General features: G+C 68.1%; 23 protein-coding genes. 10 read left to right on the top strand and 13 right to left on the bottom strand.

The genetic code is table 11. The features are described from left to right. Positions 1–7: 7 nt before the first annotated feature. From rfbB to AC1DP9_RS11780, 6 genes are all read left to right on the top strand, one after another. A complete protein-coding gene (rfbB, locus tag AC1DP9_RS11805) occupies positions 8–1,081 on the top strand; it encodes a dTDP-glucose 4,6-dehydratase (RefSeq protein WP_477107431.1) in 1,074 nt (357 codons plus the stop codon). Further along, on the top strand, positions 1,071–2,006 hold the full coding sequence (rfbD, locus tag AC1DP9_RS11800; RefSeq protein WP_477107430.1) for a dTDP-4-dehydrorhamnose reductase: 936 nt from the start codon (positions 1,071–1,073) through the stop codon (positions 2,004–2,006). The genes rfbB and rfbD overlap by 11 nt, the downstream gene beginning before the upstream one ends. A gap of 46 nt (positions 2,007–2,052) precedes the next feature. Then, positions 2,053–2,604: a dTDP-4-dehydrorhamnose 3,5-epimerase gene (rfbC, locus tag AC1DP9_RS11795; protein WP_092293868.1), complete on the top strand. Its 552-nt coding sequence runs from the start codon at positions 2,053–2,055 to the stop codon at positions 2,602–2,604. Positions 2,605–2,694: 90 nt separating this feature from the next. Next, positions 2,695–3,183, top strand: coding sequence for a VOC family protein (locus tag AC1DP9_RS11790; RefSeq protein WP_092293882.1), 489 nt, complete (start codon positions 2,695–2,697; stop codon positions 3,181–3,183). A gap of 42 nt (positions 3,184–3,225) precedes the next feature. Then, positions 3,226–3,675 carry a helix-turn-helix transcriptional regulator gene (locus AC1DP9_RS11785; RefSeq protein WP_477107429.1) on the top strand — a complete coding sequence of 150 codons (450 nt, stop codon included), beginning with the start codon at positions 3,226–3,228 and terminating at the stop codon, positions 3,673–3,675. Between the two features lie 36 nt (positions 3,676–3,711). Next, on the top strand, positions 3,712–4,122 hold the full coding sequence (locus AC1DP9_RS11780) for a VOC family protein (protein ID WP_477107428.1): 411 nt from the start codon (positions 3,712–3,714) through the stop codon (positions 4,120–4,122). Positions 4,123–4,144: 22 nt separating this feature from the next. On the opposite strand, the gene AC1DP9_RS11775 is transcribed toward AC1DP9_RS11780, so the two are convergent. Both AC1DP9_RS11775 and AC1DP9_RS11770 read right to left on the bottom strand, forming a co-directional pair. Then, complete coding sequence (locus AC1DP9_RS11775) at positions 4,145–4,597, bottom strand: DUF2501 domain-containing protein (protein WP_477107427.1); 453 nt, start codon at positions 4,595–4,597, stop codon at positions 4,145–4,147. A 96-nt stretch (positions 4,598–4,693) separates the two neighbouring features. After that, on the bottom strand, positions 4,694–5,623 hold the full coding sequence (locus AC1DP9_RS11770) for a LysR family transcriptional regulator (protein ID WP_092293890.1): 930 nt from the start codon (positions 5,621–5,623) through the stop codon (positions 4,694–4,696). Between the two features lie 142 nt (positions 5,624–5,765). On the opposite strand from AC1DP9_RS11770, the gene AC1DP9_RS11765 reads away from it, so the two are divergent. Together AC1DP9_RS11765 and AC1DP9_RS11760 are read left to right on the top strand one after the other, a co-directional pair. Next, positions 5,766–7,058: an MFS transporter gene (locus AC1DP9_RS11765; protein ID WP_477107426.1), complete on the top strand. Its 1,293-nt coding sequence runs from the start codon at positions 5,766–5,768 to the stop codon at positions 7,056–7,058. 20 nt (positions 7,059–7,078) lie between these two features. Beyond that, positions 7,079–7,828 carry a creatininase family protein gene (locus tag AC1DP9_RS11760; protein ID WP_092293895.1) on the top strand — a complete coding sequence of 250 codons (750 nt, stop codon included), beginning with the start codon at positions 7,079–7,081 and terminating at the stop codon, positions 7,826–7,828. Between the two features lie 47 nt (positions 7,829–7,875). On the opposite strand, the gene AC1DP9_RS11755 is transcribed toward AC1DP9_RS11760, so the two are convergent. The 6 genes from AC1DP9_RS11755 to AC1DP9_RS11730 all read right to left on the bottom strand — a co-directional run bounded on the left by AC1DP9_RS11755 (position 7,876) and on the right by AC1DP9_RS11730 (position 15,167). Beyond that, a complete protein-coding gene (locus AC1DP9_RS11755; protein ID WP_477107425.1) occupies positions 7,876–10,335 on the bottom strand; it encodes a penicillin acylase family protein in 2,460 nt (819 codons plus the stop codon). Positions 10,336–10,446: 111 nt separating this feature from the next. Continuing rightward, positions 10,447–12,042 carry a sulfite reductase subunit alpha gene (locus tag AC1DP9_RS11750; protein ID WP_477107424.1) on the bottom strand — a complete coding sequence of 532 codons (1,596 nt, stop codon included), beginning with the start codon at positions 12,040–12,042 and terminating at the stop codon, positions 10,447–10,449. Continuing rightward, complete coding sequence (locus tag AC1DP9_RS11745; protein WP_477107423.1) at positions 12,039–13,061, bottom strand: FAD:protein FMN transferase; 1,023 nt, start codon at positions 13,059–13,061, stop codon at positions 12,039–12,041. Before AC1DP9_RS11745 ends, AC1DP9_RS11750 begins: the two co-directional genes overlap by 4 nt. Before the next feature lie 9 nt (positions 13,062–13,070). After that, positions 13,071–13,904, bottom strand: a complete 834-nt coding sequence (locus AC1DP9_RS11740) for a DUF4198 domain-containing protein (protein ID WP_092293905.1) — start codon at positions 13,902–13,904, stop codon at positions 13,071–13,073. Between the two features lie 53 nt (positions 13,905–13,957). Continuing rightward, positions 13,958–14,479, bottom strand: a complete 522-nt coding sequence (locus tag AC1DP9_RS11735; RefSeq protein ID WP_092293907.1) for a DUF2271 domain-containing protein — start codon at positions 14,477–14,479, stop codon at positions 13,958–13,960. Positions 14,480–14,513: 34 nt separating this feature from the next. Further along, on the bottom strand, positions 14,514–15,167 hold the full coding sequence (locus AC1DP9_RS11730) for a PepSY-associated TM helix domain-containing protein (protein WP_092293909.1): 654 nt from the start codon (positions 15,165–15,167) through the stop codon (positions 14,514–14,516). A gap of 291 nt (positions 15,168–15,458) precedes the next feature. On the opposite strand from AC1DP9_RS11730, the gene AC1DP9_RS11725 reads away from it, so the two are divergent. Both AC1DP9_RS11725 and AC1DP9_RS11720 read left to right on the top strand, forming a co-directional pair. Next, entirely contained in the window at positions 15,459–17,018 is a 1,560-nt protein-coding gene (locus tag AC1DP9_RS11725) for a methyl-accepting chemotaxis protein (protein ID WP_477107422.1), read from the top strand. A 125-nt stretch (positions 17,019–17,143) separates the two neighbouring features. Further along, positions 17,144–17,956: a helix-turn-helix transcriptional regulator gene (locus tag AC1DP9_RS11720; protein ID WP_477107421.1), complete on the top strand. Its 813-nt coding sequence runs from the start codon at positions 17,144–17,146 to the stop codon at positions 17,954–17,956. A gap of 19 nt (positions 17,957–17,975) precedes the next feature. On the opposite strand, the gene AC1DP9_RS11715 is transcribed toward AC1DP9_RS11720, so the two are convergent. The 5 genes from AC1DP9_RS11715 to AC1DP9_RS11695 form a co-directional block, all read right to left on the bottom strand. Next, on the bottom strand, positions 17,976–18,461 hold the full coding sequence (locus AC1DP9_RS11715) for a RidA family protein (RefSeq protein ID WP_092293914.1): 486 nt from the start codon (positions 18,459–18,461) through the stop codon (positions 17,976–17,978). Beyond that, positions 18,458–19,324 carry a PhzF family phenazine biosynthesis protein gene (locus AC1DP9_RS11710; RefSeq protein ID WP_092293916.1) on the bottom strand — a complete coding sequence of 289 codons (867 nt, stop codon included), beginning with the start codon at positions 19,322–19,324 and terminating at the stop codon, positions 18,458–18,460. Before AC1DP9_RS11710 ends, AC1DP9_RS11715 begins: the two co-directional genes overlap by 4 nt. Continuing rightward, positions 19,317–20,300, bottom strand: a complete 984-nt coding sequence (locus AC1DP9_RS11705) for a Bug family tripartite tricarboxylate transporter substrate binding protein (protein WP_477107420.1) — start codon at positions 20,298–20,300, stop codon at positions 19,317–19,319. Before AC1DP9_RS11705 ends, AC1DP9_RS11710 begins: the two co-directional genes overlap by 8 nt. A 125-nt stretch (positions 20,301–20,425) precedes the next feature. Then, on the bottom strand, positions 20,426–21,070 hold the full coding sequence (locus AC1DP9_RS11700; protein ID WP_441591261.1) for a response regulator transcription factor: 645 nt from the start codon (positions 21,068–21,070) through the stop codon (positions 20,426–20,428). A gap of 22 nt (positions 21,071–21,092) precedes the next feature. Further along, complete coding sequence (locus tag AC1DP9_RS11695) at positions 21,093–24,449, bottom strand: hybrid sensor histidine kinase/response regulator (protein ID WP_477107419.1); 3,357 nt, start codon at positions 24,447–24,449, stop codon at positions 21,093–21,095. Positions 24,450–24,517: the final 68 nt, after the last annotated feature.

Raw genomic sequence — 24,517 nt, 5'->3', positions numbered from 1 at the left:
AACTACGATGGCAACCCTCCTCGTTACCGGCGGCGCCGGCTTCATCGGCAGCAACTTCGTGCTCGACTGGCTGCGCCGGCATGGCGCCGACCGCATCGTCAACGTCGACAAGCTGACGTACGCGGGCAACCGGCGCAGCCTGGCCGCCGTTGACGTCGAGGGGGGCCAGTCCCGCCACGTCTTCTCCCAGACCGATATCTGCGACCGGGCCGCGCTGGACGCGCTGCTGGCCACCCACCGGCCCCAGGCCGTGGTGCACTTCGCGGCGGAGAGCCACGTGGACCGCTCCATCGCCGACCCGGGCGCCTTCATCCAGACCAATGTGGTCGGCACCTTCACGCTGCTGGAAGCCGCCCGGGCCTATTGGGGGCGCCTGAATGCGGCCGATGCCGACCACTTCCGCTTCCTGCACGTCTCCACCGACGAGGTGTTCGGCTCGCTCGGCGCCGACGACCCGCCGTTCTCGGAGACCACGGCCTACCAGCCCAATAGCCCCTACTCGGCCTCCAAGGCGGCGTCGGACCACCTCGTCCGGTCCTACCACCACACCTACGGGCTGCCGGTGCTGACCACGAACTGCTCGAACAACTACGGCCCCTACCACTTCCCCGAGAAGCTGATCCCGCTGATGATCACCAACGCGCTGTCCGGCCGTGCCCTGCCGGTCTACGGCGACGGCCTCAACGTGCGCGACTGGCTCTACGTGGGTGACCACTGCACCGCCATCCGCACGGTACTGGCCCGCGGCAAGGTCGGCGAGACCTACAACATCGGCGGCTGGAACGAGAAGACCAATCTGGACGTGGTGCACACGCTCTGCGACCTGCTCGACGCGCTGGGCCCGAAGGCGAGCGGCTCCTACCGCCAGCAGATCACCTTCATCGGCGACCGCCCCGGCCACGACCGCCGCTACGCCATCGACGCCCGCAAGCTGGAGCGCGAACTGGGCTGGCGGCCCGCCGAGACCTTCGAGACCGGCCTGCGCAAGACCGTGCAGTGGTATCTGGACAACCCCGGCTGGGTCAAGGACGTGACCTCTGGCGAGTACCGCAACTGGGTGGCGAGGCAATATGCCGCCTGACGCCCCCAATGATCGGGAGATCCCCACCCTGCTGGTCACCGGCAGCAACGGCCAGGTCGGCTTCGAGCTGCGCCGCAGCCTGGCGCCGCTGGGCCGCGTGGTGGCGCTGGACCGCGCCGGCTGCGACCTGTCGGACCTCGACCAACTCCGGCGCGTGGTGCGCGAAGTCCGCCCCGACGTGATCGTCAACGCCGCCGCCTACACCGCCGTGGACCGGGCGGAGGCGGAGACCGAGCGCGACACCGCCTTCCTGATCAACGGCAAGGCCGTCGGCGTGCTGGCGGAAGCGGCCCGCGCGCACGGCAGCCTGCTGGTGCACTACTCGACCGACTATGTGTTCGATGGGGCAAAAGCCGATGCTTACTATATAGAGAGCGACCCGACCGGCCCGCTGTCGGTCTACGGCCGGAGCAAGCTCGCCGGGGAGCAGGCCATCGCTGCCGTGGACGCGCCGGCGCTGATCCTGCGGACCTGCTGGGTGGCCGGTGCGCATGGCGCCAATTTCGCCCGCACCATGCTGCGGCTCGGCGCCGAGCGCGACAGCCTGCGCGTGGTGGCGGACCAGTTCGGCGCCCCGACCACCGCCGCGCTCGTCGCCGATGTCACCGCGCAGGTCGTGGCCCGCCACTGGCTGGCCGGCAACCGTGCGGCGTTCCCGGCCGGCATCTACCATCTGGCCGCCGCCGGGGAAACCAGCTGGCACGGCTACGCCACGGAAGTGATCCGCTACGCCGCCGCGCATGGCTTCCCGCTGAAGGCGGACCCGGCACGCATCGCCCCCATTCCCGCCACCGACTATCCGCTGCCGGCGCCGCGCCCGGCAAATTCGCGCCTCGATACCAGCAAGCTGCGCCGCACGTTCGGCATCCACCTGCCGGACTGGCAGGAGGGGCTGCACCTGCTGCTGGACCAACTGCGCCCGTAAGCCTTTCCGCCTGTGAGCCTTTCCGCCTGTCAGCCTGGAGCCCCCCATGACCATGAACGTGACCCGAACCGATATTCCCGACGTGCTGGTCATCGAACCAAAAGTGTTCGGCGACGATCGCGGTTTCTTCTACGAGAGCTTCAACGGCCCCGAGTTCGAGGCCCTGACCGGGGTGAAGACCAACTTCGTCCAGGACAACCATTCGCGCTCGGCACGCAACGTCCTGCGGGGGCTGCACTACCAGGTGCGCCATCCGCAGGGCAAGCTGGTACGCGTGGTGATGGGGGAGGTATTCGATGTGGCGGTGGACCTGCGCCGCAGCTCGCCCACCTTCGGCAAGTGGGTGGGCGTGACGCTCTCGGCCACCAACAAGCGCCAGCTCTGGGTGCCCGAAGGCTTCGCGCACGGCTTCGTGGTCACCTCGGACTATGCCGAGTTCCTCTACAAGACCACGGACACCTGGTACCCCGAGCACGAGCGCTCCCTGCTCTGGCGCGACAGCACGCTCCACATCGACTGGCCGCTCCAGGGCGAGCCACTGCTCGCGGCGAAGGACGCGGGCGGCAAGGCGCTGCGGGAGGCGGAGGTTTTTGCCTGAGGGGGATGCGGTCATACAATGGAGCGAGGCCAACGGCGCCCGTGCTGCGGCGCGCACCGAGGTGTTGGTCGAACCCCAAAGGAGACCCGCATGAGCAGCAAGAACACCATTTGCCTGTGGTACAACCGCGACGCGCTCGATGCCGCCAATTTCTATGCCAAGACCTTCCCCGACAGCGCGGTGGGCGCCGTCCACCGCTCGCCGGGCGACTATCCGGACGGCAAGGAGGGCGATGTCCTCACCGTCGAGTTCACCGTCGCCGGCATTCCCTGCGTCGGCCTGAACGGCGGCCCGCACTTCCAGCACAACGAGTCCTTCTCCTTCCAGATCGCCACGGACGACCAGGCCGAAACCGACCGCCTGTGGAACGCCATCGTCGGCAATGGCGGGCAGGAGAGCGCCTGTGGCTGGTGCAAGGACAAATGGGGCCTCTCGTGGCAGATCTCGCCGCGCGTGCTGGTCGAGGCCGTCACCAGCCCGGACAAGGCGCTGGCCAAACGGGCGTTTAACGCGATGATGACGATGAAGAAGATCGACATCGCCAAGATCGAGGCGGCCATCCGCGGGGACGGCAAGTGATGCCGGGTTGAATCCCCCCGGCGGGCATGGCAGCATGGCCCGATGCCCGCCGCCGCCAATATTCCCTCCGATACCACTCTCCGGGACCTCGCCCGCCTGCGCCGCGTACGCGACCGCATCGACCGCGAGTATGCCCAGCCGCTGGACGTCGAGGCGCTCGCGCAGGGTGTCCACATGTCGGCGGGCCACCTCAGCCGCCAGTTCCGGCTGGCCTATGGCGAATCCGTCTATGCCTACCTGATGACGCGGCGCATCGAACGCGCGATGGCGCTGCTGCGCCGGGGCGACCTCAGCGTCACCGAGGTCTGCTTCGAGGTGGGATGTTCATCGCTGGGCACCTTCAGCACCCGGTTCACCGAACTTGTCGGGGTCTCGCCGAGCCGCTACCGGCGCGAGGCCGCCGGCGAGGCCGAGGGCATGCCGCCCTGCGTCGCCCGGCAGGTCACGCGACCGATCAGGAATCGAGAAGCGCCGAAAAAGCAGCCGGCCTAGACTGCCTGGACCCCAACACGGAAACGGAAACCCCTCATGGACCTCAGCATTCACTCGGCCTTCCTGCCCCACACCGACCCGGAAACCTCGCTGGCCTTCTACCGGGACGCGCTCGACTTCGAAATCCGCAAGGACGTCGCCTTCGGCGGCAACCGCTGGATCACGGTCGGCCCGCGGGGCAAACCCGAGACCTCCATCGTCCTGTTTCCGCCCAACGCCACGCCGGGCGTCACCGGCGACGAAAAGCGCACCATCGCCGAGATGATGGCCAAGGGCACCTACGCCATGCTGCTGCTTGGCGCGACGGACCTCGACGCCGCCTTCCAGCGCCTGCAGGACTGGGACGCCGAGATCGTCCAGGAACCGACCGACCAGCCCTACGGCGTGCGCGACCTGGGCGTGCGCGACCCGGCCGGCAACATGATCCGCATCCAGCAGCTGAAGTAAGACCGGGCGGGCCCGCTCCGCCTCACAGCATCGACTTGCCCTGCGCGAGGATCTTGTCGCAGACCTGCTTCTTGACCTCGGCCTTCATGGCGGCCGTGTTGCTGAGGTCGAGTTGCCGGCCGTTGCTGGTGGAAAGCACGCCGCGCGAGCCGTCGCTGTAGCCGGCGTCCTTGGTGCCGCCCGGCACGGAGCCCAGCAGCTTGTCCTTTACCGCCGAGGTCGCCGAGTCGGCGTTGAGGTAGTTGTTCTTCATGCAATATTCGATCACCCCGGCGGCGTTGCCGGCGCTGCCGGCGGTGAGCGATGACATCGACATCCCGCTGATGTCGCCGATCGCCCCGGTGGGGGCCGACTTCATCATGTCGCCGAGCTGCGCGTGGGCCACGCCCGAGAGGGCGGAGAGCACGACGCAGCACGCGGGAAGGGTCAGCCACGCGGCGCGGCGCAGCGTAGCGGGGACGGAAAATTTGGCCATGCGAGACTCCTTGTCCGGTCATGCCGGGAGTGGCCTCACCACTATATGCCGCCGTCCGCCGGATCCGATCTGAACGTTTTTGAGATCCCGTGTGGCTTATGCGTCATGCGACGCATGTCCCCGGAACATCGACATCCCATCCGTGATCTGCGCCAGTAGCGCCAGCGCCGCGCCCGGCAGCGGCCTGCCGGCCTTGACCAGCACCCGGGCCTGCGTGCCCCGGAACAGCGGATGGTCGATGGGCACCACGGCCAGTTGCCCGGCCGCGATCTCCCGGTAGGCCGCGAACTCGCCGATCAGCGTCATGAAGTTCTCGTACGCCACGATCTGCTTGAGCGCCGGCAGCGAGTTGGTGGTCAGCGTGGCGTGGATCGAGATGTTCTCGGCGAACTCCAGCATCTTGGCCGCATGGCCGATGCCGAACGACGGCGGCATCAGCGCCAGCGGGTAGGCCTGCATGTCGGCGATGCTCGCCGGGCCGCCACGCAGCGCCAGCGGGTGATCGCGCCGCACCAGCAGCACCACCGGCTGGGCCACGCTGGCGCGGTATTCCACGCGCGGGTGCGGCGGCGGGTTGTAGGCCAGGCCGATATGGGCGCGGCTCTCGGCCACCTCGTTCAGCACGTCGTCCACGGGCAGGCTGACCATGTGGATCTCGAGCTTCGGATAGCGCGCGCAGAACGGCGCCAGCACCTCGTTGACCAGCGCATCGGCAAACCCCTCGCTGATGACCAGCCGCACCTCGCCCTGCTGGAGCCCCTGCAAGGCGTGGAGCTGATCCTCCAGCTTCTCCTGGTGCGAGCGATAGCCGCGCCAGAACTCGAGCAGATGCGCCGCCGCCTCCGTGGGCCGCAGCCCGCGCGGCTGGCGCTCGAACAGCGTGGATCCCAGTTCGTCCTCCAGCAGCCGGATCTGCCGGGTGATAACCGACGGTGACGTGTTGAGGTGCTCCGCCGCACCCCGGATCGTCCCGTGCGCCATCACCTCCCGGAAGTACCGCAACCGCTGCTGATTGATCTCGCGCATCTCGCCGTATCCCTTGCGTTGCCTGAGGGGCAACGATACGTGAACTTTGTTGCTGTTGGTAGGTKGGTGCGGCGCTGCCACTATCGAGAGACCCCACGCAGGGCACCCCGCAGAGAGAACAGAGACAGACTGGAGACAAGCAATGCTAGCCATCCCCCAAGAAAGTGCAGTCGACGACACGTCCGCGCTGTACAGCAAGATCAACTGGCGATTGCTGCCCTTTCTGCTGATCTGCTACCTGTTCGCCTACCTGGACCGCGTCAATATCGGCTTCGCCAAGCTCCAGATGCAGAGCGACCTCGGCTTCTCGGACGCGGCCTACGGCGTGGGCGCCGGCATCTTCTTCATCGGCTACGTGCTGTTCGAGATCCCGAGCAACCTGATGCTGCCGCGCATCGGCGCGCGCAAGACCTTCAGCCGCATCCTGGTGCTGTGGGGCATTACCTCGGCCTGCATGCTGTTCGTGCGCGATGTGCCGATGTTCTACGCCATGCGCTTCCTGCTCGGCATCTTCGAGGCGGGCTTCGCGCCGGGGATGATCTATTACCTGTCGTGCTGGTACGGGCCGCAGCGCATGGCGCGGGCCATCGCCATCGTCTTCCTGGCCGGGCCGATCGGCGGCATTCTCGGCGCGCCGGCCTCGGCGTGGCTGATGACCTCGCTTGCCGGCGCCGGCAACCTCGCCGGCTGGCAGTGGATGTTCCTGGTGGAGGGCCTGCCCTGCGTGCTGCTGGGCCTGCTGGCGCTGAAGCTGGTGCCGAACAAGCCGTCCGAGGCCACCTGGCTGACCGACCAGGAGCGGCGCATGCTGGAGGCCGACCTCGGCCACGGCGGCGGCGCCGCCCACAGCCACTCGTTCCGGGCCGTGGCGCGCGACAAGCGCATCTACGTGCTGGCCTTCGCCTACTTCTGCATCATCGCGGCGATCTACGCCATCAGCTTCTGGCTGCCCACCCTGATCAAGGCGCAGGGCGTGACGGATACCGTGCAGCTCGGCTGGTACGCGGCGGTGCCCTATATCGGCGCGGCCTTCGGGATGTATTACATGGGCCGGCGCTCGGACCGCAAGAACGAGCGGCGCTTCCACTGCGCGGTGCCCGCGCTGGCCGGCGGCGTGCTGCTGGCCGCCTCGACGCTGGCGGACGGCCACCTGTTCCTGACGCTGGCGCTGCTGACGCTGGGCACCACGGCGCTGTGGATGACCTACACGGTCTTCTGGGCGATTCCGCCCGCCTATCTCAAGGGGCCGGCGGCCGCGGGCGGCATCGCGCTGATCAACACCATCGGGCTGTCCGGCGGCTTCTGGGGCCCGGCCATCATCGGCTGGGCCAAGACCGCCACCGGCAACCTGCACCTCGGCGTGCTGGTCATGGCTTCGCTGCCTGTCCTTGCCGCCCTGATCGTCATCACCAACAAGCTGCCGGCCCACCGGTAGCCACCCATAAGAGGATTCCCATGCAACTGCACATGTCCACCTGGGCGGAAATCGAATCGTTCCTCCAGCGCAGCCGCACCATCGTCGTGCCGATCGGCTCCAACGAGCAGCACGGCCCGACCGGCCTGCTGGGCACCGACTGGCTGTGTCCCGAGATCATCGCGCGGGAGGCGGAGAAATCGGCCGACATCCTGATCGCCCCGACCTTCAATATCGGCATGGCCCAGCATCACCTGGCCTTTGCGGGCACGATCTCGCTGCGCCCGTCGACGTTCATCGCCGCGATTGGCGACTGGGTACGCTCCCTCGCCCTGCACGGTTTCGAGAAGATCCTGTTCCTGAACGGGCACGGCGGGAATGTGGCCTCGATCGAGGCGGCGTTCTCGGAGCTGTACGCGGAAGCCAGCTTCGCGCGGCGCCCGGCCGGCTTCGCGCTGAAACTCGCCAACTGGTGGGATCTGGAAGGCGTGGGCGAACTGGCGCGCGACCAGTTCCCGACCGGGCACGGCGCGCACGCCACGCCCTCCGAGATCGCCATCACGCAATGGGCCTTCCCGGAGTCGGTGAAGACGGCGGACTACGCGCCGCCCATCGCCCCGTCCGGCCCGATCCGCGATGCGCTGGACTTCCGCGCCCGCTTTCCTGACGGCCGGCTGGGCTCCAACCCGGGGCTGGCCACGCGCGAACGGGGCCGCGCGCTGGTCGAACTCGCAGCGCAGAGCCTGGCGCGCGAGCTGGCGGCATTCAGCCAGGAACGGCCGCCGGCCTGAGGTTGTCGTCAGGTTGGCCCGAGGTTGCCCCTCGGGCCGCCCGCCGCTCAGCGCGGCACCAGTTCCACGCGCTCGGTGGTCGCCTTTTCCACCGCCTTGCGCGTGTAGACCAGCGGGAAGTATTCCCCCTTGGCCCACAGCGGCGCCAGATCGCGGTAGTGGGGGCTGGCCGGATTGCCCGACTGCCCCGGCGTGTTCACCGCGCGCGAGGCGTCCCAGTTGCCCACGTCCAGCACCATCCGGAACGAGGCCCCGGCGGTCAGCTGGAAGTCATTGTTGCGATAGCTGGTGTTCATCGGCGTGAACGACGATCCACCGATCGGCCCCGCGTTCACGTCGTACTGCTGGCGCTGGGCGGGGTCGAGAATGGCGTTGAGCGGATGGTTGAACACGGCGGTGTGCAGCTTGCCCCACTGCCACGCCGCCGGGTCCGGCCCGAGCGCCTTCTCCACCTCGGCCATGGCCGACTTCAGCGAGGTGAGCATGATTTCGTTGCGGCGCTCGACGGTCATCCAGGTGTCGGGCTGCTCCATCACCGCGATCACCCGGGTGGCATCGCCCGCGCCCACCAGCTTGGCCGCTTCCGGCGACAGCGCCCCGCGCACGATGGCCGTGCGCAGGTGCTTGCTGAACCAGACCTCGAACAGCGCCGCCGCCGCGCTGTTGGCGCGCTCGTTGCCGTCCCAGTTGCGCAGCAGGTCCAGCCCGCGCTGGACCTGCGCGTCCGGGCTGTTGAGCGGCTTGAGCAGCGCCACCACGCGCTGGGCCGGCAGGGACACCGTGTCGTTCTGCCACGCCATCGAGTCCGCCACCGAACTGCGCGACTTGGCCCCCACCACCGCCTTGAGCCGCTGGGCGCGCGAACTGTCGCTCCACTCATAGCCCACGCCGATCTTCGCGGCCGGATGGTTGGCCGGGATGTTGTTCTCGTTGGCGGTGACCACGTAGCCCGGCGTCGGGTTATACGCCCACGGCAGTTCGTCCATGTTGCGATAGCCGGCCCACTCGTAGCGGCCATCGCCGGGCACCGGCGTCAGGCCGTCCCAGTTCGGCCGGTTCACGGTCAACCCGCCCGGAATCCAGCCGATATTGCCCGAGGTGTCCGCGTAGACCTGATTCTCGCCCGGCGCACCCCAGCGGTTCATCGCCGCACGGAACTGGTCCCAGTTGCGCGCGCGCATGTAGTCCATCGACCCGAAATACGGCGCCATGCCGTAGTCCAGCCACGCGGCGCGCAGCACCCAGGCGCGCTGGGTCTTGGCGTCGGCGTAGAGCACCGGGCCGTGGCGCGTGTAGTCGATGGTCACCGTGCGCGGCGTGGCCTCCCCGCGCACCGCGATCTGCTCGGTGACGGTTTCCATCGGCTCCCAGCGGCCCTTGTAGCGATACTCGCGCGCCTGGCCCGGGTTGGTCTCGTAGACGTAGAGGTCTTCCTGGTCCATGTAGAACCGGGTCAGGCCGAAGGCGATGGTGCCGTTATGGCCGATCGAGATGCCCGGCAGGAACGGCTCGCCGGCGCCGATCACGGACAGGCCCGGCGCGTTCAGGTGGCTGATGTAGCGCAGGCTCGGGGCGCCGTGCGCGCGGTGCGGGTCATTGGCGAGGATCGGCCGGCCCGTGGTGGTGCGGCTGCCGGCGATCACCCAGTTGTTCGAGCCCAGGCTGCGCCCGGTGTCACTCGACGCATCGACCATCGCATAGAGCTGGTCGACCGGCACGTTCCCGGCCCCCGCGGCCGCAGCCTTGCTGGCGCCCGGTGTCCACCACTCCTTCGGAAAGCGCGGCGCGGCCGTGGCCAGCGCGTAGGCCTGCTTCAGCTCGGCCACGGGCAGCGCGCAGGGGTCCAGCCCCTCGGGCAGCTTCGGCTCGACCGGCGGGTCGAGTTCGCGGCGCACCCAGTCGGCGCGCACCCCGTTGGCCTTGCCCTCGCAGAACACCGCTGCGCGGTCGATCTCGCCCGTGAAATTGAGCGTCAGGCCGTGGTGGCGAATCCGCACGATGTCTTCGGCACGCCACAGCGCCGGCTTGTAGTTCAGCACGCGGAACTCGGGCGGCAGCAGCGCCGCGTTGGCTTCCGTCTGCGCCACGTAGGCGTTCACGCCGGCCACGAAGGCCTCGGCCACGCGCTTGGCGTCGGAGCCGTAGGCGAGCCACTCCCGGTACATATCCCCCCGGAACAGCACCGCGCGCGCCATGCGGTCGCCTTCGACATAGGCCGGCCCGAAGTCCTTGGCCATCTCGCCCAGCCCGCGCTTGCGCCAGAGGTCGATCTGCCAGAGGCGGTCGCGCGCGGCCATGAAGCCCTGCGCGTAGAAGGCGTCGTAGAGCGTGCCGGCGTAGATGTGGGGCACGCCCCATTTATCGATCAGGATGCTGGCCGGCTTCTCCAGCCCCGGCACCGCGAAACGGTCGGGGCCGGCGGCGAGGGCGGCGGTGGTCGTGGAGAGCGTGGCAAGACAAGCGAGCGCGACGGCAGCGCGCCGCAGCGGACGGGAATGGTGAAGCATTGTGTCTCCTCTTCGGGGCCTGTTAAATCAGGACCCATGAGGATAGACGAATGTGGCGCCGATGTGGCCGATACGGCGATCGTGCGCTGCCGCAATACAGGCGTTTCAGGTTCAGTAAACGTCCCGACGGTAGCGCCCGTCCTCGGTCATCGCCTGCAGCGCGTCTTCGCCGACGATCTCGACGAGCGCCGCGTGCACGCCACCCGCCATGCCCTGCAGGCTGCCGCAGACATAGATCACCGCGCCCTCGGCCAGCCACGCGCGGAGGGCGTCGGCCTGCGCCGTCACGGCGTCCTGCACGTAGTGCGGCACGCCGCCATCGCGCGACCACGCGCGGTCGATGCGCTGCAACACACCTTGTTCCAGCCACGCGCGCAATTCTGCCCCGTGGAAGTCGTCATGGGCGGCGGAGCGCTCGCCAAACAGCAGCCAGTTGCGCCGATGCCCGGCCGCCGCGCGGGCCTTCAGCAGCGCGCGCAGGCCGGCGAGGCCCGTGCCGTTGCCGATCAGGATCAGCGGGCGGTCATCGGCAGGCGGATAAAACGCGCGATTGGCGCGCACGCGCAGCGCGATATGCGCGCCCTCGGGGGCATGGACGGTCAGCCAGCCGGACGCCAGCCCCAACCGGCCATCGTCATGACGGGTCTCGCGTACGAGCAGTTCGAGCCGGCCATCGGCGGGCAGCGAGGCAATCGAGTATTCGCGGTGCGGCAGGGCCGGCAGGGCGTCGATCAGCGCCTGCGGGGCCAGGCCGGCCATGGTGTCGAGATGGGCATCGGGCAGCGGCAGGCGCGTGGCCAGCGCCTCGGTCAGCGTCATCGGGCGGCTGTCGCAGCGCACCGGGGTGGCGCCATCGAGGGAGAGACGGACCAGCAGCTTCGCCACGACGTCCGGTGGCTGGCAGGGGCCGACTTCGGCGATATCGCCGGCCGTCCACGCCAGGTCGCTCGGATCTTCGGGCACCAGCGCGAGGTGCCAGGCCGGCGCACCGTGACTGCCGGGGTTGAGCAGGCGGCGCTCCACCAGTTGCCAGCGGCCATAGCGCGGGCGCTCCCAGTCGGCAATCTCCGCGCCGCCGCCGAGCGCCGACAGATGGTTCTGCCAGTGGCGCAGCGCGCCGGGGTCGCCGTTGTCGACCTCGACCATGTCGAATAGCGGCTGGGCGTGATGGCGCTGCAACCAGCCGGACAGCGTGTGCCCGAAGGCGCAGAAGCGCGCGTAGCTGCTATCGCCCAGCGCGAGAATGCCGAAGCGGAGCTGCCGCAGCGACTCCGGCGCGGCGCCGGACACCAGCTTGCGCGTGAAGCCGGAGGCGGTATCGGGCGCATCGCCCTCGCCCGTGGTGCTGACCAGGAACAGCGCCTGCCCGCACGCGGCCAGCCGCGCACCGTCCAGTTCGGCGAAGGACAGCAGTTGCACCGGCACGCCGGCGCCTCGCAGCGCGCGGGCGGTCTGCGTCGCCAGTTGCTCGGCGAAGCCGGTCTGGCTGGCGTAGGCGATCAGCGTGGGGCGCCCGGCGCCGTTGTCATCCGGCACAAGCGCTGCCCGCGCGGCGCGGCGGCGGCGATGCTGGGCGAGGATGGCGGCGCAGAAGCCCGCATAGGCCGCCACCACGCCGGCCGCCATCGTCATCCGGCTGGGAGACAGCGCGGCCAGCGCAACGCCGGCGAGGCAAACAACCCAGGGCCACAGGCGAGCGACGGTCATGACAGCATGGCGGCGAATGCCGGCGAAGTGAGTTCATCGAAGCCGCGCGGCGTGCGAACGAGGAAGCGCGCCGCCAGCGCATGGCGCTGCGCGAAGTCCATGCCCGCCTGGGGCCCAAGCACGGTCAGCGCCGTGGACAAGGCATCGGCCAGCATGCAGTCCCGGTGGATCACCGTCACCGAAGCCAGCGCGTGCGCCGCCGGGTAGCCGGTGCGCGGGTCGATGGTGTGGGCAAAGCGTCGGCCGTCCTGCTCGAAGTAGCGGCGATAGTCGCCGGACGTGGCGATGGACAGCCCGAGCAGCGCCACCAGCGTGCGGGCGGCACCGGGGGCGTTCGCCTCGGGCGATTCCAGTTCCACCCACCACGGCATGCCGTCGGGCTTGAGGCCCTGACCGCGCAGTTCGCCGCCGATCTCGACCAGATGATGGGTGACGCCGCGGGCGTCCAGATGGCGGGAGACTGCATCGACAGCAAACCCCTTGGCGATGGCGCAGAAGTCCAGCGCGAGCCCGCCCGGCTGGCGCGCCCGGCGGTTCGGCACATCAACCTCGATGCGCTGCCAGCCGCAGGGCTGGCGCACGCGCGCCACGTCGTCCGGTGTGGGCGCGGTCTGGCGCGCATGCGCCAGACCTGCGGGGCCGAAGCCCCACAGGTCCACCAGCGGACCGGCGCTCGGATCGTAGGCGCCGCCGCTGTCGCGCGCCACCTGCAGCGCGGCCTGGAGCACCGCGAAGCAATCCTCGGGCAGCGTGACCCAGGCATCGGCGGCAGCGCGGTTGAAGCGGCTCAGGTCCGAGGTCTCGGACCAGTTGCTCATCTGGGCGATGACGTTGGCCAGGACCGCCTCGATCGCCGCCTCGATGCCATCCCCGATGCTTGCATCCTCCCCGCCCGCCAGCACCGCCGACACCGACCACGTGGTACCCATGGTCTGGCCGGCCCACTGCCGCACGCGCCCGCCCGCCGCCGGGGTGGGCGGCGGCGCGGAGAGCGAGGTGGGAATCAGCACGCGCGGCATCGATCGGTCTTACTGGGGCAGCACTTCCACGGTCACCGCGTAGGCCGCGCGGCGGGCCTTGGCCTGCTTGACCGAGGTCTTGTCGTCGCGGACATCGGCTTCCATCCAGTACATGCCCGGGGCCGGCCACTTGATGCTGAACTTGCCGTCCGCGTCGGTGGTCACGCTCAGGTCGTTGAGCTTGTCGCGATAGCGGATGCCGCCCGGCACGATCTCCACCTTCAGGTTGCTGGCGGGCTTGCCGTCCAGCAGCAGGCGGAAGCTGGCCGTATCGCCCGCCACGAGGTCGTTCGGGTGGGTGATCGGGGCCAGCTCCAGGCCGCGGCCCGTGGTCGACAGCGCCTGCTTGGACGGCTTGCCGGCGGTCACGAAGGCTTCCACGCGGCCGGCGTTCTCGGTCACCTGCAGGTCCTGCGCGTTGGCCGGCACGTTGCTGGCCAGCGCCTCGGCGGTGCCGCGCCAGCGCTTGGTCTGGCCGCCTTCCTTCCACGAGGCGAACACACCCTGGTTGATCACGGCCACGCGGTAGGTGCCCGGCTGCGTCAGGTGCAGGTCGAAGGTGCTGCGGTACTTGCCGGTGGAGGCGTTCTCGGCCTTCACGGCGGCGCCATCCGGGCCGGTGACGACGAGGTTATCGAGCCGCATCGGCACGTGTTCGAAGTAGAACAGGTCGTTGGAGACGGCGGCGTCCACAGTCACCCAGGCGTCGTTGCCGGACAGCACGGTGGCCGACGGCAGCAGCCACTGGCGGTGGGCGTGGGCGGCCAGCGGGGCCAGGGCGGCCAGCGCCAGCACGGCGGCGCGCATGGCAAGGCGTTGCGGGAAGCGGGCAGGCTTGTTCATCGTCAGGCTCCAGTCAATCCAGTGATTCGGGGTGAGAACGGATGGGGTGCGGGTCAGGGCTTCAGTTCGACGGTGACGCCGCCGAGTTCGTGTTCGCCCTTGGCACGGGCCGTCTGCGCGGATTGCGGCGGCCACGTGAACGGCACGCGCACCAGTTCGCGGCCCCCGACTTCGCGCGCGGCCTCCACCACCAGTTGGTAGTCGCCGGCGGGCAGCTTGCCGAGTGGCGACTTGCCGGCGGAGAACGACACCGCCTGCTCGCCCGGCGCACGCGTGGCGCCGGAGATCCCATCGGCCGGCATCTGCATGTCCCGGCCCGCCTTGCGCCACCACTGGCGCATGTCCTTGAGCCACTTGGTGCCCTCCCCGTCCTTGTTCTTGCCGTCGTACCAGACCGCCAGCGTGGAAACGGGGCTCTGATCGGCGCGCTCCACCCACATCGCCACGTAGGGGCGGTGGTACTCGGCCACGGTGAGGCGGGGAATATCCACCTTGACGTTCAGGTCGGCGGCCATGGCGGGCGCAAGCGGGGCGGCGGCCAGGCCGGTCATGGTCACGGTAAGGAGTCGGCGCATCGGAACTACCTTTTCTGGTTGGATGGAATGCAAATCAGTGAATGAACACGATGGCGAGCAGCAGCGGCACCACCAGCCCCGCCCCCACCAGCGGCCAGGTGGCCATGCGGCCACCGGCGTGCAGCTTCAGCAGGAACAGCCCGGTGAGGCTGAAGACGAGGCACGCGAAGGCGAACACATCGAGGAACAGGCTCCACGCATGGCCCGTGTTGCGGCCCTTGTGCAGATCGTTGAAATAGGAGATCCAGCCGCGCGAGGTGGCTTCGAACTGCACCTCGCCGCTGTCCAGCGCCACGCTGACCCAGGCGTCGCCGCCGGGGCGTGGCAGGGCCACGTAGAGTTCATCGGCGGACCATTCGGCCTCGCGGCCTTCGGCATCCACATGGAGGGATTCCGACAGCCATTGGGCCAGCACGGGCGGCACGGGCGCTTTTTCGTTCTTCTGGGCGGCGCCGGCCGGGGCCGCGCGTCGGAGGGCGGCCAGCACGTCACGCGGTGCGGTTTCGCTGCGCGTGACCACGCTGGGCCGGGCCTCGATCTGGCCGGCATGGTTCAGCGTGAAGCCGGTGATGGCGAACAGCATCATCCCGATCAGGCAGATCGCGGAACTGATCCAGTGCCATTGATGAAGATGCTTGAGCCAAAAGGCGCGGCGCTGCTGGCCGGAGGCCGGCGGGTTGTCTGTCATGCGGGTGAGAAAGGGGGCGCGCGGGGCGCGCGCGGGGGGCGCGGCGGCATGTCGATTAGCCGCAACACCTAGATGGTAATGGTTCTCATTTGTTGAGGCAATCTGCCATGACGTAGTCGACACGCTGTCATGGTTACGGTGCGTTACACCCCGTGCGCCTCTTGCATCACCTTACCCTATCAGTGTTTCCCCCCGATCAAGATCCTTGATGACCGCGCCGTTATGGCACCCATAGAGGGCGAAAAATCGATCGCCCCGAGCGGGTTCAGACAAGGAAAAGGAGGAAAACGAATGCTGCAAAATCTCAGCCTGAGAAAAAAGCTCATGCTGCCGCTGGTGCTGAGCTGGATCTGCCTGCTGGCCATCACCCTCTGGAATGCCTGGGAAATGCGCGCGCTGCGGTTCGAGGACCGCAAGCTGTCACTCGAACATGTCACCGATGTCGCCAACTCCATCGTCACCGAATACGAAGCGATGGCGCGGGCCGGCAAGCTGCCGGTGGAAGAAGCCCAGAAGCAGGCGCTGGACCGCGTGCGCGCGCTGCGCTTTGGCGCGGACGGCTATTTCACCGTGATGCGTTCGGATCACGTGGTGCTCATGCATGCCATCAAGAAGGAGCTGGATGGCAAGAACATGGGCGACATGAAGGACCCCAACGGGGTCTACCTGTTCCGCGAGATCGCCGCGCTGGGCAAGAACCCGGGCCACGGCTTCGTCGAATATCTCTGGCCCAAGCCGGGCGCCGAGGCCCCCCAGCCCAAGCTGAGCTACGTGCTGAACTTCAAGCCGTGGGACTGGGACTTCATCGCCGGGCTCTATCTCGATGACATCCACGCCGAATTCCGCCGGTCGCTCTGGGAAGCGCTGGGCTGGCTGCTGGGCGTGGGCGCGCTGATGAGCGTGGTGATGGTGCGGGTGTCCGTCAGCCTGCAGAAGCAGCTGGGCGGTGAGCCCGCGCTGACGTCGCAGATCGCGGCGCGCATCGCTGAGGGCGACCTCGCCTCGCATGTGCAAACCAAGCCCAACGACCGCGAAAGCGTGCTCTACAACATGCAGCAGATGCAGGCGCGCCTGACCGGGGCCATCGGACAAATCCGAGGCTCGGCCGATTCGATCGCCGGCGCGGCACGCCAGATCGCGGCGGGCAACGTGGATCTGTCGCGCCGCAGCGAGGAGCAGGCCGCCTCGCTCGAGGAAACCGCCGCAAGCATGGAGGAGCTGACGAGCACGGTCCGCCAGAGCGCCGACAACGCCCGGCAGGCGTCGCGGCTGGCCGAAGGCGCCTCGGACATCGCCGTGCGCGGGGGCCAGATCGTGCACCAGGTGGTGGGCACGATGGGCGAGATCAAGGCGGCGTCCGGCAAGGTGGTGGACATCATCGGCGTGATCGAGGGCATCGCCTTCCAGACCAACATCCTGGCGCTGAACGCGGCAGTGGAAGCCGCTCGCGCGGGCGAACAGGGCCGCGGCTTCGCCGTGGTGGCCGGCGAGGTGCGCAGCCTGGCCCAGCGCTCGGCCACGGCGGCGAAGGAGATCAAGGCCCTGATCGACAACTCGGCCCAGCGCGTGGAAGACGGCTCGGTGCTGGTGGAAGGCGCCGGCCGCGCCATGGAAGAGATCGTCGAAGCGGTGAAGCGCGTGACCGACCTGATGGGCGAAATGCGCGCCGCCACCGAAGAACAGACGGGCGGCATCGAGCAGGTGAACCAGGCGGTGTCGCAAATGGACCAGATGGCGCAGCAGAACGCGGCGCTGGTGGAGGAAGCCACGGCCGCAGCGGCGTCGCTGGAAGATCAGGCAGACGCCCTGCACCGGGCCGTGGGGCAGTTCAGGTTGGCAGGGGCAATCTGAAGCAGGTGTTTCGACAAGGGTGTTGAAGCCCGCAGGCCGGTCTGGCTGCGGGCTTTTTTTGTGGGTTGTCGTGGAATCGCCGGAACGCCCGGTTCTGGTGAACTGGGAGAGACCGGGAACAGCGTATGATCGACGGCATGCTGCCGATGGCTGCCGAAGCGCCCCCGATGACCAACGATCCTCACCTGTCTCCCAAGCTGCATCTGACTGCGAAGCATGGATTCGCGCTGCATGACAGCCGCCAGCCCGTTTTTCACCGGGGATGGCATATCCACGACTGCGGCATGCTGCTGTGGCCGCGCATGGGGAGACTCAAGACGACATGGAACGATGTGTCCGGCGAGCCGGACTCGCCGCATGCCGTTTCGCTGGTGCGCGGCACCGCAGTCCTGCTGCCGGCGTCGATCTCGCATCTGACGGCATCCGAGCGCGGGCGCCAACAGCATGGGGAGCTATACCTGCCGCCCGACCGCCTGCCCGCCGGTCGACCGTTTGGCGCCATGCATCTGGACGCCGCGACCATCGCAATGCTCGAGGCGCTGCTGGCGCCGGGGATCTCGGCGACGAGCGCTTCCTGGCTGGTGCGCGCCATCGTGGAGCAACTGATGAGCAGCCGGCCGCTGGCGATACCCGAAGAGCCGGCATCCGTGGCACTGCGCATGGTCCGGCGCTTCCATCAGGCGCTCGAACGCGACCTGCCCTTGCCTTCGATCGATACCGTGGCCAGCGAGCTGGGCGTCTCGATCCGGCATTTGCAGCGCGCTTGCCAGATCGAGTTCGACGTGACGCCCGTGGCACTCAGGCGTCGCATCCTGGCTACGCATGCACGCGCCCTGATCGCGCAAGGTCAATCCGTCGCCAGCGTCAGCCTGGACCTCGGCTTTTCATCCAGCGGACATCTGCACCGCTTGCTGCGCGAGGCCGCCGATCCGTCATAGGCGCGGCGGACTGGCGACCTCATCCCGCCATCACGACAGCATCGATCTCGATCTCCGTCCACGCCCCATCCGGCAGGCTCGACACACCCAGCGCGCTGCGAGCGGGCAGGGGCTGATCGGGGAATGCCGTACGCAGGACGGCCGAGGCCGCATCGAGCACGGCCGGATGATGGGTGAAGTCCGACGCCGCGCGGATGAAGCCGCGCAGGCGGACGATCTGGATGACGCGTGACAACTCGCCGTCGCAAGCCACCCGAAGCGCCGCCAGCGCGTTCAGCATCGATACTTCGGCAGCACGGCGGGCGGGTTCCACATCGGCTTCGCTCTGGCATTGGCCTGCCATGGCCACGCCTTGCTGCCGGCATACCTGCCCGGCGATCGACACCCAACGCGATGGCCCCACCTCCACCGCGCGATACGGCGCATAGCTACCACGCGGACTGGACACCGCGGGCATGGCAAATCCTGCGGCAGCAAGCAAGGCTTCGGGAGAACTGACCGTCATGCGTCGCTCCATGCCACGCCGCCACTGAGCCAGCAGCCGTCGGGCTCGCCTGAGTCCCCATGGCGTGGAGCCACGAGGATTTCCGAAGGGCTGCCCATGGCATCGCCCTGCCGGACTGCGATGGACGACACCGTTCGACCCTGACCACGCAGTGGGTCCGCCTGGTTCAGATACCCCCACAACGCCGCCGCAGCGATGCCGGTGGCGGCGTCTTCGGGATAGCCCGACGACTTCGGAAACTGCCGCGCATGGACGACGGGCTGCCCGTCCGCTTTAGGCGCCCCGAACGCATAGGGATAGAGGCCAGTCGAGCCGATCGACGCGCATAGCGGCTCCATGGTCGAGAAATCCGGCTGCAAGCCGTCGAGCATCGCCACGGATGGCAGGCAGACAAGCGTCTTCACGCGGCTGGTCGCGGCATTGATGGCCGCATAGCTGCCGGCAGGCAGGCCGAGCTGCATGGCCACGCGGTCCGACGCCCCGGCATCCAGCACCTCGGTACGCACTGCCGGCTGCGAAATCCAGACGCGCTGCGATGCGTCGTCCCAATACGCCAGCACGATGCCACTCAGCGTTTCGATGCGCGCCGTCGGCGTGGTCCATCGCCCCCACTGGCGCAGCGCCCAGAGGGTACCCACCGTGGCATGACCACACATCTCCATCTCGTGCTGCGGCACGAAGAAGCGAAAGCGCCAATCGCAGCCGATCTCGCTCGGCAATACGAATGCCGACTCGTGTCCATGCGTTGCGGCAACGCTTTGCATTGCCGGCGCGCTCATGCCACGCGCGTCGGCGACCAACGGCACCGGATTGCCGCCTTGCCCATCGCGCACGAACACCCGGATCAGATTGACGTCACTCACCTGTGGCTCCCACGGACTTGGCAATCTTGCCCCAGTATGGGATGTCTTGCTGGACGGCAGCCTGCAGCGCGGACGGCGTCCCGGGGCGCGCGGTCACGCCTTTGCCGGCAAGATCGTCGGCGACCGCCTTGTCGGCGAGCACCTTATTCAACGCGGCATTGAAGCGATCGACGATCGCAGCGGGCGTCCCCTTCGGAAAGGCGATGCCGTACCACAGCTGCTGCTCGAAGCCGGGCACACCCTGGCTGGCGAACGTCGGCACGTCCGGCAACAACGGCGTGGAGGCCGTCACGGCGATGGCGGCAATCTTCCCAGCCTTGATGTATGGCGCCAATCCGACCGGGTTGTCGAACATGATCTGCACCTGACCGCCAATCAGATCGGTGTAGGCCGGTGCCGCGCCACGATACGGGACGTGGACCATCGGCACACCAACGAACTTCTGGAACTGTTCGCCCATCAGGTGCGACACGGTGCCAACGCCTACCGACGCAAAGCTGTGCTGCGACTTGTCCGCCTTCAACCGGGCGACGAGCGTCCTGGCATCGGCCACGCGCATGGCGTTGTTGACGGCCAGCACATAAGGCGATGTGCCGATGAAGCCCGCATAGGCGAAGTCCTTCGCCGGGTTGTAGGGCAGCTTCGGATAGAGCGCGACGCTTACCGCATGCGTGCTCGTCGTGACCACGCCCACCGTGTAGCCATCGGCGGCGGCCCGCGCCACGAAGCCCGAACCGATCGTGCCGCCAGCCCCGCTGCGATTGTCGATCACGACAGGCTGCCCGAGTTCGCGCTGCAGCAGCGGCTGGATCGAGCGAACCACGAGGTCGGTACCGCCACCAGCCGGAAATGGCACCACCATGGTGATGGGCTTCGCCGGCCAGGTTTCCGCATGGGCGGCGACGGAACACGCTGCGACAGCGCCCGCCAGCAGGGCGCACCGGGCCCTGCGCGTTGATATGGACAGGATGGACATGTGCACTCCCCTTGTTGGAATGCATGCAGTCTAGAAACGCGTCGACCCGCCCTCAAACCGGAATGCGACGTTCAGCGATCCGAAATGCGCACGCGGCAGATCCGGCGTCCAAAGCGCCCGACAGATCAATCGGCCGGTGCCGGTACATGCCCCCTGGCGCGTGCTGCGCTGGCTGCCACGGCGGCAGTGCGCGTTTCCACGCCGAGCTTCTCGAAGATGTGCTCCAGGTGCTTGTTGACGGTTCGCGGGCTCATGCCGAGGATGTCGGCGATATCGCGGTTGGTCTTGCCACGGGCTACCCACGACATGACTTCGGCCTCACGCCGCGTGAGTGCCGCCGTGGACGCGAGCATGTCGGCGCTGCCTTCCGCTTCGCCATGGCCGCGCAGGATGGCCTCGCGCAGCGCGCGCGCCTGCCGCGCCTTGCCGACGTGGGACCGCACGCGGGCCACCACCTCGGCGATGGCCACCGGCTTGGTGACGTAATCGCACGCGCCTACCTCGAAGCCCCGTACGATGTGCACCGTATCGCCCAGGCCGGTCATGAAGATGACCGGGAGGTCTGCGTGGCGGTCCATCAACGCGGCACAGGTGGAAAAACCGTCCATCCCGGGCATATCCACGTCCAACAGCACCGCATCCGGGGAAAAGTGGGCCAGCGCGCCGAGCGCAGCGTTGCCGCTGGCAGCGGTGTGCACCAGCATGGCTTCGCCGCCCAGCGCGCGGGTCAGGAAGCTGCGCGCGTCGGCGTTGTCGTCCACCACGAGCACACGTGTTTCGGATGCAGAAGATTCAGGTTCGGGATGCACGGAGCGCCTCGCCAAGTCGATCATTCAATGCAGCGCCATCGGCACGCGCCAGCGTCAGCATCTTGCGCGCCCACGCACCGATGCCGCCGCCGCTGGCGGCAAGTTCCGCCAGTTGCGCCTCCAGCGCGCGCAGCCGGCCGGTGGCGCCCAGTTGCAGCATCTCGCGCAGCAGCTCGGCGTGGGGCGGCGCCTCGGGCTCGGCGGGCTCGGCGGGCTGGGCGGGCAGCGTCAGCGCGTGCCGGACAATGTCGATCAGCTCCGATTCGCGCACCGGCTTGCTGACGAAGCCGAGGTAGCCATGCTGAAGCCTGGCCTCCTCGGTGTTCTCGTGAGCGTTGGCGGAGACGATGACCACCTGCGGCGCGCCCGGCTCCGCGCGGATCTCGCGGCACAGGTCCCAGCCCGATGCATCCGGCAGGTTCAGGTCCAGCAGCACCAGATGCGGATGCCACGCCCGCAGTTGCGGGAGCACAGCGGCCCCCTCCCCGACTTCCTGCACCGCCAGCCCCAACGGTGACAGGAAGCCGCGCAGCACCGCCCGGTGCGACTGCCGGTCATCGACGATCAACACCCTTGCATTCGCCGGCAGCGGCGCCTCCGGGACCCTCCGTGGCCGTGTTACCGGTACGGACAGTGCGGGTAGATAGAGCCGCACCGAGAACTCGCTGCCCATGCCCGGTGCACTGCGCACCCTGACCTCGCCGCCCATCAGGTCCACCAGCAGCCGCACGATGGCGAGTCCCAGTCCGATGCCCTCTCGGTCGTCATGGGCCGTGGCGCGCTCGAACGGATCGAAGATGCGCACCTGGTCTTCCGGCGCGATGCCGGGGCCCGTGTCGCTGACCGTGATCGTCGCCAGTTCACGCTGATGGCGTACCGCCAGCGTGACCGCGCCGTGCTCCGTGAATTTGATGGCATTGCTGACCAGGTTGATGACAATCTGCCGCAATCGCTTGGAATCGCCATGCACATGGGCCGGCAAGGCGCCGGATACGCGATAGTGAAACGTCAGCCCGCGTGCCGCGGCCAGCGGGCGGAACATGCGTACCAGGTCGTCGAACACGCCCTCCAGCGCCACGGCGTCGTGCTCGAGCCGCAGTTTGCCGGCCTCGATCCGTGACAGCTCCAGCAGGCCATCGACCAGGCTGGACAGGTGTTCGCCGGCGCGGCCAATGGTCTGCACATCCTCGCGGCATGCCGCCGGCAACGCCGGTGCCCGCAGCAGCAGCTGCGAGTATCCCAGGATGGAGTTGAGCCCCGCGCGCATCTCATGGCTCATGCCGGTGATGAACCGGCTCTTGGCGGCATTGGCCTGCTCCGCGACTTCCTTGGCATGCTGAAGCGCCGCATCGGTACGACGGTGCGCATCGATCTCCTTTTGCAGCAGCCCGTTCTGGCGTTCCGATTCTTCCTGGGCGACGGTCCGGCTTTCGTTGGCCAGTACCAGCCACCAGGAAGCGACCGCGGCAAACAGCACCAGCCCGGCACCAATCTTGAGAAACAGGTCGGTGCGCGGCGCGGTGCTGTGCACCAATGGGCCCGATAACTGCTCCTGCGTATAGAGCAGCCACAGCAACGTGCCGAACGCGAACACCATCCCGGCCAACACAAGACTGAACTGACCGATGCGGCGTGCCATGACCAGCGGCGTGCCGGCGGGCAGCACGCGCGTGAGCGCGAAGGCGATCTGCTCCTGCGCGCTGGCCCCCGGCTTGCACCGGTCTCCGCAGCGCGCATCCAGCGTGCAGCACAGCGAGCAAATCGGGCCGCGATAGGCCGGGCACGCGGCCACGTCCTCCTGCTCGAACGGGTTACGGCAGATCGCGCAACGGATGACCGCGTGCCGCGCGCCGAAGTGGACCGGTGCCCGCGCGATGAAATAGCGGCTCTGCGTGAGGTAGGCAATCGCCGGCGGCAACAGGACCGCCAGCGCGAGACCCACCCCTACCGAGGCGGGACGCAGCGTGTCGCCGAACACGCCGAGATGCACCAGCATCGACAACGCCGAGGCCAGCACCATGGCGCCGAAGCCTGCCGGATTGATGTCGAACAGGTAGGCGCGGCGGAATTCGATATCGCGCGGCGACAGTCGAAGCGGCTTGCTGATGACAAGGTCGCCAAAGATGGCGCCGACCCACGCCACCGCCAGGTGGGCGTAGAGCGCCAGCACTTGCTCCAATGCCTCGAACACGCCCATCGCCATCAGCATCACCGCGATCAGCACGTTGAACGCGAGCCATACCACGCGGCCCGGATGGCTGTGCGTGAGCCGTGCGAACACGTTCGACCACGCCAGCGAGCCCGCGTAGGCATTGGTAATGTTGATCTTGGTCTGGGAGACCAGCACCAGCAGTCCTGTCAGGAGCACGGCCACCCAGCCGGGCCAACCGTTGCCGAGCCCGAGTGCGAAGCCTGCCAGGTACATCTGCGTCGGCTCCAGCGCGTGGGCGATCGGCAATTCCGCCTGCAGTACGACGAAGGCGAGAAACGCTCCGCCAACCATCTTGGCCGCACCAAGGATGATCCAGCCCGGTCCGGCCGCAATCAACGCCCCCCACCATCGCACGCGGTTGTCCCGCGTGAGCGGCGGCATGAAGCGCAGGAAATCCACCTGTTCGCCGATCTGCGCGATCAGCGCGGCGGCCACCGTGGCGGCGGCGCCGAACGCTTCCCATGAGAAGCCGTCGCCATCGGCCAGGCGCCCGTTGAGCGAGAGAAACTCGGTATAGCGCTGCGGCTCGCGCCACAGGATCAGCCCATAGGGCAGGATCAGCAGCACGAGCCACAACGGCTGGGTCCAGAGCTGGATACGCGACAGCAGCGTCACGCCATGGGTGACCAGCGGGATGACCACGATGGCGGACAGCAGGTAGCCGATGGACCTCGGCAGACCGAACAGCAGCTCGAATGCCTGCGCCATGATGGCCGCCTCGAGCGCGAAGAAGATAAAGGTGAAGCTGGCGTAGATCAGCGAGGTGACGGTGGAGCCGAGGTAGCCGAACCCCGCACCCCGTGCCAGCAGGTCCATGTCCACGCCATGACGCGCGGCGTAGTAGGAGATCGGCAGGCCGGTCAGGAAGATGACAAGGCTGACCACGCCGATGGCCCACATCGCGTTGGTGAAGCCATAGCTGAGCGTGATGGCAGCACCGATGGCTTCCAGCGCGAGGAACGCGACTGCACCAAAAGCGGTATTTCCGACCCGAAACGCGCTCCATTTTCGGAACGACCTTGGTGCAAACCGCAGCGCGTAGTCCTCAAGGGTCTCGTCGGCCACCCAGCGGTTGTAGTCGCGCCGGATCTTGCTGATGCGCTGGACGGGCTGGGAAACGCTCGACATGGAGAGGGGTGCATGGTCGCACTGGCAATGGGTCGTGCGCTGCGGATGCAAGAGATGTGCCGTGCGCC

This window comes from Cupriavidus sp. 01L43, from assembly GCF_056399925.1.
This window is presented reverse-complemented; position numbering and strand designations above follow the sequence as displayed.